We start from the raw sequence: 14,442 nt of genomic DNA on the forward strand, positions 1-14,442 counted from the left end.
TCCGGCCCCGGCGCGCCCCGCGTCGAGGTCGGCGACGAGGTGATTCTGGTCGAGCTGACCGACCCGGCCGACCCGGCGGCGAAGACCTACAACATCGCCGAGCACCAGCGCGGCACCCCGCTGGTCTGGCTGGCGGTGCTGTTCGCCGTGGCCATCGTGGCGTTCGGCCGCTGGCGCGGGCTGGCCGCGCTGGGCGGGCTGGTCGCGAGCTTCGCCATCCTGCTCGGCTTCGTGCTGCCCGGGATCGGCGCCGGCCAGCCGCCGCTGCTGGTGGCGATCGTCGGCGCCGCGCTGATCATGTTCGTGGTGCTCTACCTGACCCACGGGATCACCGCGCAGACCTCGGTGGCCGTCCTCGGCACGCTCGGCAGCCTGGTGCTGACCGGGGTGCTCGGCACCCTGGCCACCGCCGCCACCCACCTGACCGGCTTCGGCAGCGAGGACGCCACCACCCTGTCGATGTTCCAGAGCGACGTGGACCTGCACGGCCTGCTGCTGGCCGGCATCGTCATCGGCTCCCTGGGCGTGCTGGACGACGTCACGGTCACCCAGGCGGCCACGGTCACCGAGTTGGCCCATGCCAACCCCGCGCTGTCCCGCCGGCACCTCTACCGGGCGGCCACCCGGGTGGGCCGGGCGCACATCGCCTCCACGGTCAACACCATCGTGCTGGCCTACGCGGGCGCCTCCCTGCCGCTGCTGCTCCTGCTCGTCGCCGACTCCCGGCCGGTGGGCGAGATCCTCACCAGCGAGTTCCTGGCCCAGGAGATCGTCCGGAGCGCGGTCGCCACCCTCGGCCTGATCGCCGCCGTACCGCTGACCACCGCACTGGCCGCGGTCGTCACCACCGCCGGGCGGCGCGGCACCACCGCCGGGCCGGCGGATCCCCCCGCGCCCCGCCCGCCGGCCGGGCGGGACGAGGCGCTGGAGGCGCTCGGCGGGTCGTCCGGGCCGCGCGCCGGCGGGTGGCCCGGCGGCGACAGGAGCACGGAGGCCGCATGGTGACACTCCGCAGCGTGACGACGGATTTCAAACGCGATCCTGGTCACGCCCGGCGAGGACAAAATCTCGCTATTGGTCGGCTTCCGGACGTAGAAGCCCGGGAGGACTCTCGGGTAACCTCGCTGCCGGTCACCGCCGAAGGCGCGCACCGGCGCCAGCGGTGCCGCCGCCCAATCGCCCGCGGGCGAGCCGGGGAACCAGGTACATGGGGTGAATCCGCGCGAGCGGTAGGGGCCACTTCCGTCCCGAACCCGGCAGCTAACCCGGTCGGCGGCCGACGGAAGGGAACACTGTGACGGCACCCCTGCGCCGCTGGCTGACCCCCGTGGTGGCCGTGCTCGCCGCACTCACCGTGCTGGCCGGGCCGGCCCCCGCGACGGCGGCTCCGAACACCCCCACCCCTTCGGGGCACTCGGAGGACGACGACGACCCCCTCATCACCGAGGCGATCAAGTCGGCCAACCGCGCCTACATCCAGGCCAAGTCGAAGCTGGACAAGTCGCGCAAGCGGCAGCTCCAGCTCGCCCTCGAGGTGAAGGCGGCGCAGAACGAACTCGACGCGCTGAGCCCGCAGGTGGCCCAGATCGCCGCGCAGTCCTACCGGACCGGTCGGATGGGCGCCATGGCCATGCTGCTGGAGAGCAACACCCCCGACTCGTTCGTACGGCGGGCCTCCGCCCTGGACGAGCTGAACCTCTTCAACGCGCAGAAGCTCGCCGCCATCAACGCCGCGAAGACCCGCGCCGAGCAGGCCAAGATCGCGCTCGACGCCGAGGTGCGCGAGCAGGAGAAGCAGAAGAACGCGATGGCCCGCGAGAAGGCCGAGACGGAGAAGGCGCTGAAGCTGGTCGGCGGGCTCGGCTTCACCGGCGGCCTGGTCTCGGCCACCTCGCCGGTCGCCCGGGTCGGCCCCGGCCGGACCGCCGACGGCGACTGGAAGCCGGAGTCGTGCAGCGAGAACGACCCGACCACCTCCGGCTGCGTCACCCCGCGCACGCTGCACGCGTACAAGGAGGTCAAGCGGGCCGGCTTCAACCGCTTCGTGGGCTGCTACCGCCCGGGCGGGCCGTGGGAGCATCCCAAGGGCCGGGCCTGTGACTGGTCGCTGCAGAACAGCGGGTTCTCCTCCTGGCGCACCAAGGACCAGCGGATGTACGGCAACAACGTCGCCGCCTTCCTCATCCGCAACGCCGACCGGCTCGGCATCTACTACGTGATCTGGAACCGGCAGATCTGGTTCCCGGCCACCGGCTGGAAGTCCTACAGCGGACCCTCCGACCACACCGACCACGTGCACATGTCGCTGCTCTGACGACGTACGCCGAAAGGGGCCGGCCCGCGACGCGCGGGCCGGCCCCTTTGACGTTTCGCCGGGTTCGGTCAGCCGGCGAGCGCCGGGTCGACGGGCGCGGCCGGAGCGGGCACCGGCGTGGCCGGCGCGCCGGCCGCGGCCTCGGCCACCGTGCGCACCTCACCGGCGCTCAGCCGGTACGACAGGCCGACCACCGTGCACCGCCCGGCGGACACCGCCTCGGCGAGCACGGTGGACCGGGCCAGCAGCGCCTCCACGGTCTGCGCGATGTGGATGTCGACGATGCCGTCGAGGTCCTCGACGCCCTCCCGGGCCGCCCGGAGCAGGCTGGGCGCGACGGCGTCCACCACGGCGCCGAGGTGCCCGGACGGCGAGGTGCCGGTGCGGACCGCCTCGCGGGCCGCCTGGACCGCGCCGCACGAGTCGTGCCCGAGCACCACCACGAGCGGGGTGCCCAGCACGGTCACCGCGTACTCGACGCTGCCGAGCACCTCGGGGCCGGCGGTGTGGCCGGCGGTGCGGACCACGAAGAGGTCACCGAGGCCGCGGTCGAAGATGATCTCGGCGGCGAGCCGGGAGTCGGAGCAGCCGACGACCACCGCGAACGGGTGCTGCCCGTCGGCGACCGCCGCCCGGTGGCCGGCGTCCTGGTTGGGATGGTGCGGGGCGCCGGTGACGAACCGGTTGTTGCCGGCATAAAGCTCGGCGAGCGCCTGCTCGGGAGTGGTCGGCGGCACTGATCCTCACCTCGTCCTCGCGCGAAAACGACCTGGTCAGCCGGCCGGCGGCGGAGGCGGCCTCGCCACCCACCGTCACACGCGGCCAAACGCACGTCAAGATTTACGTGATACGCATTTCATACGTTCAGTCACCCTTGACGGCGGCGCCCGCCCGGCCCCGCCGCAGCCCGCCCGGCCCGAGGCACGATCGCGGACGGGGCCATACCATGACCACCATGGCGACCACACCGGGCCAGAACGGGAGCGGCCGGAACTGGACCTTCCTCACCAACCACGGGCACGTTCTGCTGGCCATCGCCCGCAACCCCACCGCCCGGCTGCGGGACGTGGCCGACGAGGTGGGCGTGACCGAGCGGGCCGCCCAGGCCATCGTCGCCGACCTGGAAGCCGGTGGTTACCTCCGTCGCACCCGGGTGGGTCGGCGCAACGAGTACACGATCAACCCGAGCGGGCACTTCCGGCACCCGGCCGAGGCCGACCAGCAGGTGGGTGCGCTGCTCGCCCTCTTCGCCGCCGCGCCGACCCCGGAGCCGGCGGCCGAGAGCTGACCGTTCCTCCCGTACGCCCGTCACCGCACGGACGGCGCGGCGACGGTAATCTCACCGCGTGCGCGACAGCTTGCGGCCGGACGGGACGACGGAGCGCGTCCACACCGGGCACCGGATCCGATCCGTCCTCTCTGGAGCGGCGGCGGCCGCCCTGCTCGGCGGCGTGCTGGCGGCGCCCGCGCCCGCCGTTGCCGCCCCGGCGTGCGCCGGGCCGGCCGGCGGCCCCGCTCCGACCGGGGCCCCCTGGGCACTGACCCGGCTCGACCCGGCCGCCGCCTGGCGGGTCACCAAGGGACAGGGCATCACGGTCGCGGTCATCGACTCCGGCGTCTCCCCCGCCCACCCACTGCTGCGCGGCCGGGTGCTCCCCGGCGAGGACTTCAACCAGCTCCCCAAGTTCGACGGCCAGTGCGACCTGGTCGGCCACGGCACCCTGATCGCCGGCATCATCGCCGGGAAGGAGGGCACCGGCGCGCCCTACACGGGCATCGCGCCGGAGGCCAGGATCCTGCCGGTGCGCGTGCTCGCCGACAACCAGAAGGCCTACGACGAGTCCATCCCGGCCGAGATCGGCAAGGCCATCCGGTGGGCGGTCGACCACGACGCCGACGTGATCAACCTTTCCCTGGTGACGCTCGACGACCCGGCCCTGAAGTCGGCCGTCGACTACGCCCTCGACAAGGACGTGATCCTGGTGGCCGCCGCCGGCAACCGGCAGGAGAACCAGCAGGACCAACCGGCGTACCCGGCCGCGTACCCGGGCGTCGTCGCGGTGGCCGGGGTGGACGAGAACGGCGGGCATGTCGGCAGTTCGGTCACCGGTGACTACGTGGACATCGCCGCGCCCGGGCTGAACATCGTGGGCCCGGCCCCGCAGGGCTCCGGCTACCGGGCCGAGCCGCAGGGCGGCACCAGCTACGCCACCGGGTACGTCTCCGGGGTCGCCGCGCTGGTGCGGGCCGCGCACCCGGACATCACCCCGGAGGACGTGGCGTTCCGGCTCACCCGCACCGCCGACAACCCGCCCGACGGGCACAACCCGCTGGTCGGATACGGGGTGGTCAACCCGTACCGGGCGGTGACCAGCCTGCTGGGCACCCGCAGCGACCCGCCGCTGGGCGCGATGCCGGCGCCGGCACCGCACGCCGACCCGCTGGCCTGGCAGCGCACCGTGGCGATCTGGGCTTCGGTGGTCGGCGCCGTGCTGGCCGGGGTGCTGCTGGCGTTGCGGCCGATCCTGGTCCGGGGCCGCCGGCGCGGCTGGCGGCCCGGGCGCCGCACCGCGCCGCAGGACGCCTGACCGGGGCCGGCGCCGGCCCGGAAAAGCACCGCGGCCCCGACCCCGGCGCGAGCCGGAGCGGAGCCGCAGCGGGTCGGTCGGGTCAGCCCCAGACCTTGGAGTTGCTCATCTCGGTGGTCATGTAGTTCTCGCGGGCGATGCCCACCGCGCCGCCGATGTCGTTCAGGACCTTGTTGATGTCCCGCACGGCGGCGTCCCACTGAGCCTGGTGCTGCTCGTAGGCGACGCGGTCCTGACCCTCCCACTCGAGCTTGCTCAGCATCGCGCGCAGCGTGTCCAGCTTCTCGTCGATGGTCCGCGAGATGGCCTGCATCTGCTGGTTGCTGCTCTCGAGGACAGCGTAGTCAACCTTGATGCTCATCGATTCCTCCTCTGCCTGTCTTCGCGGATCACGGGTTGAGAGCAGAGTGGAACTTGTCCAGCATCTGCTGCTGCTCTTCGTCGTTGACCTGGTGCGTCGTGCCCGACTTGTCAAGCAGGTCGGCGATGTTGTCCATCGCCGTCAGCAGCTTGTTCGTGTCCTCGTTCCAACGCAGCATCAGGTTCTGGAAACCCGTGGACGCCCCGCCCTTCCAGGCCATGGCCAGGTCGTCGACAACGTTCCACAGCTTCTTGAGCTCACCGTCGACGTCGCTGCGCGTGGACCGCACGTCACTCGCGGCGGTGTGCAGAGTCGCTGCACTGACCTCGAACGCCATGCTTCACACCCTTCCGTCATCTCTGTGGCGGCGGATCCGCCGCGCCCCTCCCCCGCGGCAAGGCGTACACACCCCACCGACGGACACTTCAATCGAACCGTAGCGGACGACGTCCAGTCCGCGCAGCCCTGCATCCCCATGGCGCACAACGCCGTCCGGCGAGCCGACCGTACGACGTGGACGGTCGCCGGCGCCGGCGGTGGATCAGGACGGTCGTCGATAGGACCTGACGTGCATCGCCGCGCCGAAGACCAGCACGACCGCCAGCAGGGCCACGAACAGCCAGAGCACCGGCCGGTCGAGCGCCCGGTCGAGCACCACCGGGATCAGCGCGGCGACCCCGGTGAGCAACACCACCTCACTGGCCCGCTTCGCCCACCCGGCGCGGGACAGCTGGGCGACCAGTGCCAGCCCGATGAAGACCGGCACGGTCACCAGGAAGTACACGAAGAGCACCAGCACCCCGGAGCCCCTTCCCGTCACTGGTAGAACTTGGAGTCCTGCACCCAGTCGATCTTGATATCCTTGATGTCCGGATCCTGGCCGGTGGCCGCCCAGCCGGGCCGGGAGTCCGACACGAAGGCGAACCGGTCGTTGCCCTGGAAGCCCGCCATGACGGCCGAGAACACCGCGCTGATGTCGCCGAAGACCAGCGCCAGGATCGCCGCGCTCGCCACCATGCCGGCCACGCCGATCGCCTCCGCGATGGGCGCGGTCGGCGGGAACGCCTGGAGGGCGACCGACGCGATCACCGCGATCAGGATCGGGATGAGCGCGTCGACAAGCGCGTTCACCGCGTCGTTGAACGCGTCCCGGGCGGAGGTGAGGGTGTCCTTGTTGGCGTTGAACGCCTCGGCGAGCGAGTTGATCTCCGCCCCGAGCTTGCGGAGGAAGAGGTCGAACGCGTCCCGGTCGTCGAAGTCCCACTCGGTGTCCGACGGCGGGACCTGCTCCAGCGCCGCGCCGAACTGGTCGCCGCCGAGCAGCCGCGCCGCGTCGCCCCACTCCTTGATGGACTTGTTGACCTCGTCGTTGTCGAACGTCTCCAGGTAGGCGATGGCCGCACCCAGCGCGCCGGCGAAGACCAGCCACATCCAGTTGGCGCGAGCAGCGGGCAGCAGGCCGCGCACCGGCGCCGTCGCGGCGGCGACCGTGTGGGTGCCGGTCACCGTGCCGGCCGCGTTGGCGATCAGGATCTCCGACATCAGCTGTTCTCCCCGTCGCGCGCCCGGCCGGTCACTTGACCACCCAGGGCTGGTCGGACTTCTCCCAGTTCTTGGCGGTCTGCTCCAGCTGCTCGGCCGCCCTGTGCAGGTGCTCGATGCCGGTCTTGACGTTGCGCAGGTGACCGTCCACCGAGGCGTTGTGCGCCTGCACGGTCGCCCCGCCGAAGAGGGTCAGCGCGCCGTCCGGCAGCTTCACGCTCTCCAGCAGCGCCTGCACGTTGCGCAGGTACTGGATCGGGCCGTCCGGAGCGTCGAGCTTCTTGCTCGCCTTGCGGATCGCGTCGACGTCGACCTTGTTCGCCACCGCGTCTCCTCCCTGCTCAGCGGCGCAGGCCGCGGGTCGGGTCGGTCAGGTCCACCCCGAACTCGCGGAACCAGTCCGCCGGGGTGAGGTTGCCCGCCTGCGCCCGGCGGACCAGGTCCGAGCCGCCGAGCATGTCGGTCATCAGCTCCTGCTGCCGCTCGGCGAAGGTCGCGTACGCCGCGTCGATCGCGGCCTGGAGCGACTCGGCCAGGGTGAAGCTGTCCAGCCGCATCGCCCGGGCGTTGATCTCGATGTCACCGACCTTCATGTCACCGTCGACCGTCACCCGGACCAGGCCGTCCGGGCTCTCCCCGGTCACCCGCAGCTCGGCGCGCTGCTGCTGGAACTCCGCCAGCCGGCGCTGCTGCTCCTGCGCCTGGCGCAGCAGGTTCTCCACGGCGCTACCGGCGCCGCCGTAACCCCACGAGGTGCTCACGACTGTCCTCTCCCCAGATTGACGGTCGGGCCGACGCTACCGGACCCGGTCATCCACGTCCGCCCCCGTCAGGCCGGCTCCGTCCAGGCGGTCTGGATGAGCTGCTGGCCGTCCCGGCGGCGGACCAGGGTGCCCCGGCCCGGCGGTTGCGGGCTCGGTCGCAGGTTGCCGAAGACCGCACCCTCCTCGCGGCTGCCGGACATCAGCAGGCCCGGCGAGTCCAGCTCGCGCAGGCGTTGCAACACCGGCTCGTAGAGGGCCCGGGCCACGCCACCCACCCGGCGGGTGATGATCAGGTGCAGGCCGATGTCCCGCGCCTGCGGCAGCAGCTCGTGCAGGGCGCTGAGCGGGTTGTTGCCGCCGGAGGCGACCAGGTCGTAGTCGTCCACCAGGATGTACAGCTCCGGCCCCTTCCACCAGCTCCGGTCGCGCAACTGGGCGGTGGTCACGTCCGGGCCGGGCAGCCGGTTCTGCAGGGCGCTGCGGATCGAACCGAGGCCCTGGCTGAAGACCTGGTTGGACGGCGCGTAGTCGAGCAGGTGGTCACCCTCCACCGCGCCCAGCAGGCCGCGCCGGTAGTCGGCGATCACCAGCCGGGCCTGTGCCGGGGTGTAGCGCTCGGCGATGCCCCGGGCGATCAGCCGCAGCAGGTTGGTCTTGCCGCACTCGGCGTCGCCGAACACGGTCAGGTGCGGCTCGGTCGTCAGATCCAGGTAGACCGGGGCGAGCGCCGACTCGTTGACGCCGATCGGGATGCCCGGCGCCGACCGGTCGACCACCTTGGCCAGCTCGGTGACCGCCAGCTTGCGCGGCAGCAGCCGCACCTTCGGCGCCGGGCGGCCCGGCCAGTTGGTCGCCACGTGCCCGGCCAGGGCGACCGACGCCTCGGTCAGGTCCTCGATGTCGCGCTTGCCGTCGATCCGCGAGATCCCGGTGAGGAAGTGCAGCTTGTCGCGGGTCAGACCGCGACCGGGCGTGCCGACCGGCACGTTCTGCGCGGCGCGCCGGTCGATCTCCGACTCGGCCGGGTCGCCGAGCCGCAGCTCCAGCTTGGTGCCGAGCAGGTCCCGCATGTTGATCCGGATCTCCGCCCACCGCACGGCGGTGACCACCACGTGTACGCCGAAACCGAGCCCGCGGTTGGCCAGGTTCGTGATGGTCTGCTCCAGCTCCTCGTACTCCTGGCGCAGCGTGTTCCAGCCGTCCACCACGAGGAAGACGTCGCCGAACGGGTCGTCGGCGAACTCACCGGCCGCCCGGCGCCGGCGGTAGCTGGCCACCGAGTCGATGCCGTGCTGGGTGAACCGGTTCTCCCGCTCGTCGATGACGGCGACCACCTCGGCCACGGTCCGGCGGACCGCCTCGACGTCCCGCCGCCCCGCCACCCCGGAGGTGTGCGGAAGCCCGTCGAGGCTGCGCAGCGCGCCACCGCCGAAGTCGAGGCAGAAGAACTGCACCTCGCGCGGGGTGTGGGTGAGGGCCAGCGAGGCCAGCATCGTGCGCAGCAGGGTGCTCTTGCCGCTCAGCGAGGCGCCGACGATCACCACGTTGCCGCCGGCACCGGAGAGGTCCACCATCATCGGGTCGCGGCGCTGCTCGTACGGGCGGTCGACGATGCCGACCGGCACGGTGAGCCGGCCCCGTCCCGGCCAGTTGGGGGTGGTCAGGCCGAACGTCGGGTGCACGCCCAGCGGGGGCAGCAGCTCGCTCAGGCTCGGCGGCTCGGCCAGCGGCGGCAGCCACACCTGGTGCGCCGGGCGGCCCCGGCCCTGGAGCCGGTCGATCAGCACGTCCAGCATGGCCAGTGCCTTGCCGTCACCGGTCTGCTCCGGCTCGGGCGCGGTCTCGGCCGGGCTCGGCAGGGCCGGCGCCGGCACGTAGTCGATCCCGTACGGGACGATCCGGCGCTGCACCTGCGCCCGGGTGGACCGCTGCACCTGCCCGGGCGCCCGGTAGGGGCCGGAGACGTAGGCGGCCCGGAACCGGAGCATCGTCGCGGTGTCGGTCTTGAGGTAGCCGTGGCCGGGCGCGCTCGGCAGCTCGTACGCGTCCGGCACGCCGAGCACGATCCGGCTCTCCACAGCCGAGAAGGTCCGCAGGCCGATCCGGTACGACAGGTGGGTGTCGAGGCCGCGGAGCTTGCCCTCCTCCAGCCGCTGGGAGGCCAGCAGCAGGTGGACGCCGAGCGACCGGCCGAGCCGGCCGATCATCACGAAGAGGTCGATGAAGTCCGGCTTCGCGGCGAGCAGCTCGGAGAACTCGTCGCAGATGATGAGCAGGCTGGGCATCGGCTCCAGCGGCTCGCCCGCGGCCCGGGCCTTCTCGTAGTCGTAGCGCGAGACGTAGTTGCCGGCCGCCCGCAGCACCTCCTGGCGGCGGTTCATCTCACCGGCCAGCGCGTCCCGCATCCGGTCGACCAGCGGCAGCTCGTCGGAGAGGTTGGTGATCACCGCACTGGTGTGCGGCAGCGCGTCCAGCGAGGCGAAGGTGGCGCCACCCTTGAAGTCGACAAGGACGAAGTTGAGTTCCTCGGACGAGTGGGTCACGGCCAGCGCCGCGACCACCGTGCGCAGAAGTTCGCTCTTGCCGGAACCGGTCGCACCGATGACCAGGCCGTGCGGGCCCATGCCCTCGTGCGCCGACTCCTTGAAGTCCAGCTCCACCACGTTGCCGTCCGGCCCGACGCCGAGCGGGATGCGCAGCCGGTCCCGGTGGCTGCGCGGCCGCCAGGTCTGCTGGGTGTCCACGGTGGCCGCGTCGCCGACCCCGAGCAGGTCCGGCAGCTCCATGCTGCGGGCCAGCGGCTCCTCGGTGCTGGCGCCCTGCTGCTGGGAGAGCCGGTAGGGGGCGATCTGCCGGGCCAGGCCTTCGGCGGCCGCCATGCTGAGCCGGTCCGGCCGGCCCAGGCGGGAGTTGGTCGTGCCGCGGACCAGGTCCAGCCCGGTGCCGTCGCCGGCGTCGAGGCAGAGCAGCCAGCGGCCGGCGTCCCGGGGCACCGCGCCGGAGAGGTCGATCACCGTGGCGCCGAGCAGGCCCGGCCCCATCAACGCGCAGGTCGGCGAGACCTCGCCGCCGTCGAGCACCACGACCAGGTGCGGCGCGGTGGTGAGCGGCTTCGCCTCCGGGGCGAACCGGGGCCGGCCACCCAGCTCGTTGGCCAGTGCCGCCTCCGCCTCGGCGAGGCTGGCGAAGACCATCCGGCGCGCGCCCGCCGCGTCCGTCCGCCCCGGGTGCTGGGCGTGTGGCAGCCACTTCACCCAGTCCCACACCGGCTGCCGGTCGGGCGCGGCCACCACGGCCACCAGGAGGTCGTCCGGGGCGTGGAAGGTGACCAGCTGGCCCAGCGCGGCCCGGGCCAGGTCGAGCACCGGCTCCCGGTCGCCGCGCAGCGCGACCCGGCTGAACGCGCGCAGCGACAGCGCGGTGGGCAGGTCCGGCACGCTGGAGTGGGCCCGGACGAACCGGCGCAGCGCGATCGCGCTCATCGGCTCCAGGTCCTCCACCGGCTTGGTCTCCGGCGGCACGATCTCCACGGCCAGTCGCTGCGGGCCGAGCGCGATCCGGGCCTCGCCGAAGTCGTCCTCGGTGATCCGCCGCTCCCACAGCCGGCGGGAGGCGGCGACCGACCAGAGCGCGTCCGGCTCGGGGTGCCGCCAGGTCATCGCGGCGCGCTGCTGCTCGGCGGCCCGCCGGGTGCGCTTGCGCATCTGGGCCAGGTAGCGCATGTAGTCGCGCCGCTGGGCGTTCAGCTCGGCCTTGTCGTTGCCGCCGTTGCCGAGCGTGCCGACCGCCATGCCCAGCATCGACACGCCGAACAGGCCACCGGCCACGTAGGTCATCATGCCGCCGCCGCGACCGGCGTAGAGGAAGGCCATCGCGCCGACGCCGCAGAGCATCGGCAGGATCATCAGCACCTGACCCATGCCCTTGGCCTGCGGCTCCGGCAGCTCGGGCGGGGACTCCAGCAGCACCTCCCCGCGCGGCAGCGCGGGCCCCGGTTGACGCGGAAGCCGGCGGAACACCACCGTGCTCACGGCTGTCTCCTCCCCAGAAGCGGCCCTGCTCGTGGTCGGCCGACGCACCCGAGTCGTCGGGTGGGCAACCTGTGCGACCGCCATCGTAGGTAATCTCCCGGAGGCGCCGTGGACCCACGGGGGCGGCGCGGGCGGCCCGGGTGGATCGTAGGCGAGCACGAGGAGGCCACAGTGGCGACGAAGACGGCGACCGGCGGACTGAGCCGGATCACCATCGTGGCCCCGCGGACCAGGATGGATCTGGCGTTGCCGTCCGACGTGCCGCTGGCCGACCTGCTGCCGACGCTGCTGCGCTACGCCGGCGAGGACCTCGCCGACGAGGGCGTGCGGCACGGCGGCTGGAGCCTGTCCCGGCTCGGCGGGCAGCCGCTCGACGGCGGCCGCACCGCCGCGCAGCTCGGTGTCCGCGACGGCGAGGTGCTCTACTTCAACCCGCGCGCGGCCGCCGCACCCGAGATCGTCTTCGACGACGTGGTGGACGCTGTCGCCACCGCCACCAACCAGCGGGCCGGCGCCTGGCAGGTCGGCACCACCCGGGCGTTCTCGATCCTCTTCGCCGGGGCGGCGCTGGCGGCCGGCGCGGCAGCGACCCTGTTCGCCGGGCCGCCGCAGCTGCCCGGCGCGCTCGCCGCGCTGGTGGTCGCGGTCGCGCTGCTGGTCAGCGCCGCGGTGCTCTCCCGGGCGGCCGGCGACAGCCGGACCGGCGCGGTGCTGGCCATGGGCGGCCTCGGCTACGCCGCGATCGGCGGCCTGCTGGTGCTGGCCGGGGACCGGAAGCTCACCGAGCTGGCCAGCCCGCACGTGCTGCTCGCGGCGACCGCGGTGGTGCTCTTCGGCGCGGTCGCCGCGCTGGCCGTCGGCGACCGGCTGCCGCTCTTCCTCGGTGCGGTCGGGGTGGGCGTGGCGGTCGGCGTCGGCGCCGCGCTCTGCCTGGCCTTCGGCATCGGCGCGGCGGCCGCCGCGGCGGTGGTGGCGACGGTGGCGTTCGGCGCCCTGCCGGCGCTGCCGATGATCTCCTACCGGCTGGCCCGGCTGCCGGTGCCGTCGATCCCGACCGGGCCGGACGACCTCAAGAGCGACACCGAGTCGGTGGACGGCCCGCAGGTGCTGCGCAACAGCGAGCGGGCCGACGCGTTCCTCACCGGTCTGCTCTGGACGGTCTCGGTGCTGGTGCTCGGCGGCGAGCTGGTGCTCGCCGACAACGGCCGGCTGCCGGCGGTGCTGCTCTGCCTGGTGCTGGCCCTGCTGGCGCTGCTGCGGGCCCGCCCGTTCCTGGGGCGCGGCCAGCGCACCCCGGTGCTCCTCGCCGGCACCCTCGGCCTCGGGCTGGCCGCCGCGGCCACCTTCGGCGCCGGCTCGCTGGCGGTCCGGCTCGGGCTGATCCTGGGCGGCCTGCTGGTGGTGACCGTGATCAGCCTGATCTACGGGCTCAGCGTGGCGGGCAAGCGGATCTCGCCGGTCTGGGGCCGCACCCTCGACATCGTCGAGATCCTGCTGATCGTCGCCCTGGTGCCGCTGGCCGTCTGGGTCTGCGGCCTCTACGGCTGGATCGTCAACCTTCGACCGTGACCGTGCCCATCGCGGTGCCCACCGGCGCGGTGGCGTAGACGCCCGGGGCGTGCTGGCCGTCCAGCGGGCGCGCCGGCACGCCGGAGCGGCGGGCCACGTCCCGGACCACCTTCACCAGCGCCTCGGCGTGGCCGTCCATGGCCGCCACCCGCAGCAGCGGCGGGACCTGCCGGCCGCCGGGGAGCACCACCGCCGCGACCGTGTGCGACGGGGCGGAGGTGGCGGTCACCGCGTCCACCAGCGCGCCCAGCGAGCCGTTGGGGCGGACCCGCAGCGCCAGGCAGCGCTGCGTCCAGCCGCCGCCGCGCAGGCTGGTCCAGCTCTCCACCGGAGCTTCCGGGGCCAGGTCGAGCCCGGCGCCGGACACCACCGCCGCGTGCAGCTCGTCCCGGCTGAGCACCCGGTGGTTGAGGCCGGCGGCGTTGAGCGCCTTGCCGAGCCGGCCGACGCCGGCCGCGACCGTGCGGTGCACGCCGCGCATGCCGCCGCCCCGGCTGACCGTCTCGGCGCGGGCGTCGGCGACCGACAGGCGCAGCGCCACCCAGACCGTGCGGTGGGCCGCCGGAGGCGCGCCGGGCGCCGGGTACCAGACCAGGGTGTGCGAGACGACCTGGGTCTGGGTGACCGGCCCGGTGAAGTCGGCGAGCACCGCGAGCGCCCGGTCCACCACCGCCGCCTCGATCGACCCGGCCGGCGTGCCGGGCCGGCCGGTCAGCGCGACCGCGGCGAACCAGCCCCGGTCGTCCTGGCCGATGCCGAGCCGGGTGCCGCGCTCGGTCAGCTCGACGACGGACAGTTCCGGGGCGAGCGCGGCCAGCCGCGGGTCGCCGGCCGGCGCCGCGCCCCGGGCCCGGTCCCGGCGGCGGCGCAGCCGGCGGCGGAGCATCAGGTCCTCGTACCACCAGCGACCGCCCCGGCGGGCGAAGGCGGCCACCACGGCGAGCAGCGCCACCGCGCCGACGACGCCGAGCAGCCAGGACGGGCCGCCGGTGGCGAACCAGACGGCGAGCGCGGCGCACTCCAGCACCACGAGCTGGCCGACGACCACCGGGCCGAGCCGGCCGCGCCGGCGCTTGTCGGCCGGGGTGACCGGTCGGTCCGCCGGGACGGCGGGGGCGGTGGCCGTACGACCGGGTGGCGCCTGGACCTGGGTCATCGGTGAGCGTCCCTTCTGGACATCCTGGGCATCCGCCGGTGCGGTGCGTCGCCGGGGGGCGGGCGGGGTCCCGGTGAACCGTCGACGGCCCCTTATCGTAGGGAAGCCCGCGGCGGA

Annotated in this window: 14 protein-coding genes and 1 riboswitch; of the genes, 5 read left to right on the forward strand and 9 right to left on the reverse strand. The window is 73.6% G+C overall.

What is annotated here, in order from left to right; genetic code table 11:
- Both ACW0Q9_RS12960 and ACW0Q9_RS12965 read left to right on the forward strand, forming a co-directional pair.
- Nucleotides 1-1,005: YibE/F family protein (locus ACW0Q9_RS12960; RefSeq protein ID WP_456180946.1), on the forward strand; the 1,005-nt coding region annotated here is incomplete at its 5' end.
- 154 nt (nucleotides 1,006-1,159) lie between these two features.
- Nucleotides 1,160-1,290: riboswitch (cyclic di-AMP (ydaO/yuaA leader) on the forward strand.
- Nucleotides 1,291-1,294: 4 nt separating this feature from the next.
- A complete protein-coding gene (locus ACW0Q9_RS12965; protein WP_456180948.1) occupies nucleotides 1,295-2,314 on the forward strand; it encodes a coiled-coil domain-containing protein in 1,020 nt (339 codons plus the stop codon).
- Nucleotides 2,315-2,382: 68 nt separating this feature from the next.
- Here the strand turns inward: ACW0Q9_RS12965 and ACW0Q9_RS12970 are convergent, their stop codons facing one another.
- Nucleotides 2,383-3,051 (reverse strand): carbonic anhydrase, encoded by a 669-nt coding sequence (locus ACW0Q9_RS12970; RefSeq protein WP_456180950.1) that lies wholly within the window; start codon nucleotides 3,049-3,051, stop codon nucleotides 2,383-2,385.
- 209 nt (nucleotides 3,052-3,260) lie between these two features.
- Here ACW0Q9_RS12970 and ACW0Q9_RS12975 point away from each other — a divergent pair, with 209 nt between their 5' ends.
- Both ACW0Q9_RS12975 and mycP read left to right on the forward strand, forming a co-directional pair.
- Nucleotides 3,261-3,602, forward strand: coding sequence for a helix-turn-helix transcriptional regulator (locus ACW0Q9_RS12975; protein WP_456180952.1), 342 nt, complete (start codon nucleotides 3,261-3,263; stop codon nucleotides 3,600-3,602).
- Nucleotides 3,603-3,660: 58 nt separating this feature from the next.
- Nucleotides 3,661-4,902, forward strand: a complete 1,242-nt coding sequence (gene mycP, locus ACW0Q9_RS12980; protein ID WP_456180954.1) for a type VII secretion-associated serine protease mycosin — start codon at nucleotides 3,661-3,663, stop codon at nucleotides 4,900-4,902.
- Nucleotides 4,903-4,984: 82 nt separating this feature from the next.
- Here mycP and ACW0Q9_RS12985 read toward each other — a convergent pair whose 3' ends face one another.
- The 7 genes from ACW0Q9_RS12985 to eccCa form a co-directional block, all read right to left on the reverse strand.
- Nucleotides 4,985-5,263, reverse strand: a complete 279-nt coding sequence (locus tag ACW0Q9_RS12985; protein ID WP_456180956.1) for a WXG100 family type VII secretion target — start codon at nucleotides 5,261-5,263, stop codon at nucleotides 4,985-4,987.
- Between the two features lie 28 nt (nucleotides 5,264-5,291).
- Complete coding sequence (locus ACW0Q9_RS12990; RefSeq protein WP_091314826.1) at nucleotides 5,292-5,600, reverse strand: WXG100 family type VII secretion target; 309 nt, start codon at nucleotides 5,598-5,600, stop codon at nucleotides 5,292-5,294.
- A gap of 204 nt (nucleotides 5,601-5,804) precedes the next feature.
- Nucleotides 5,805-6,083, reverse strand: coding sequence for a hypothetical protein (locus ACW0Q9_RS12995; RefSeq protein ID WP_456180958.1), 279 nt, complete (start codon nucleotides 6,081-6,083; stop codon nucleotides 5,805-5,807).
- Nucleotides 6,080-6,805, reverse strand: coding sequence for a hypothetical protein (locus ACW0Q9_RS13000; protein WP_189193165.1), 726 nt, complete (start codon nucleotides 6,803-6,805; stop codon nucleotides 6,080-6,082). Before ACW0Q9_RS13000 ends, ACW0Q9_RS12995 begins: the two co-directional genes overlap by 4 nt.
- A gap of 31 nt (nucleotides 6,806-6,836) precedes the next feature.
- Nucleotides 6,837-7,130, reverse strand: coding sequence for a hypothetical protein (locus tag ACW0Q9_RS13005; RefSeq protein WP_456180960.1), 294 nt, complete (start codon nucleotides 7,128-7,130; stop codon nucleotides 6,837-6,839).
- 16 nt (nucleotides 7,131-7,146) lie between these two features.
- The gene (locus ACW0Q9_RS13010) at nucleotides 7,147-7,566 is read right to left on the reverse strand and encodes a YbaB/EbfC family nucleoid-associated protein (protein WP_456180962.1); all 420 of its coding nucleotides are present in this window, start codon (nucleotides 7,564-7,566) and stop codon (nucleotides 7,147-7,149) included.
- Between the two features lie 68 nt (nucleotides 7,567-7,634).
- On the reverse strand, nucleotides 7,635-11,600 hold the full coding sequence (gene eccCa / locus ACW0Q9_RS13015) for a type VII secretion protein EccCa (protein WP_456180964.1): 3,966 nt from the start codon (nucleotides 11,598-11,600) through the stop codon (nucleotides 7,635-7,637).
- Between the two features lie 171 nt (nucleotides 11,601-11,771).
- On the opposite strand from eccCa, the gene eccD reads away from it, so the two are divergent.
- A complete protein-coding gene (gene eccD, locus ACW0Q9_RS13020) occupies nucleotides 11,772-13,169 on the forward strand; it encodes a type VII secretion integral membrane protein EccD (RefSeq protein WP_456180966.1) in 1,398 nt (465 codons plus the stop codon).
- On the opposite strand, the gene ACW0Q9_RS13025 is transcribed toward eccD, so the two are convergent.
- Nucleotides 13,153-14,325 carry a type VII secretion protein EccE gene (locus ACW0Q9_RS13025; RefSeq protein ID WP_456180968.1) on the reverse strand — a complete coding sequence of 391 codons (1,173 nt, stop codon included), beginning with the start codon at nucleotides 14,323-14,325 and terminating at the stop codon, nucleotides 13,153-13,155. The genes eccD and ACW0Q9_RS13025 overlap by 17 nt on opposite strands.
- Nucleotides 14,326-14,442 lie beyond the last annotated feature (117 nt).

It is taken from the genome of Micromonospora sp. I033 (assembly GCF_053890995.1).

What these genes read in the sequence shown, in the direction of transcription:
- ACW0Q9_RS13000 (WP_189193165.1), bottom strand. Translation starts at nt 6,805, where the DNA reads ATGTCGGAGATCCTGATCGCCAACGCGGCCGGCACGGTGACCGGCACC.
- ACW0Q9_RS13025 (WP_456180968.1), bottom strand. Translation starts at nt 14,325, where the DNA reads ATGACCCAGGTCCAGGCGCCACCCGGTCGTACGGCCACCGCCCCCGCC.
- ACW0Q9_RS12990 (WP_091314826.1), bottom strand. Translation starts at nt 5,600, where the DNA reads ATGGCGTTCGAGGTCAGTGCAGCGACTCTGCACACCGCCGCGAGTGAC.
- ACW0Q9_RS12985 (WP_456180956.1), bottom strand. Translation starts at nt 5,263, where the DNA reads ATGAGCATCAAGGTTGACTACGCTGTCCTCGAGAGCAGCAACCAGCAG.
- ACW0Q9_RS12975 (WP_456180952.1), top strand. Translation starts at nt 3,261, where the DNA reads ATGACCACCATGGCGACCACACCGGGCCAGAACGGGAGCGGCCGGAAC.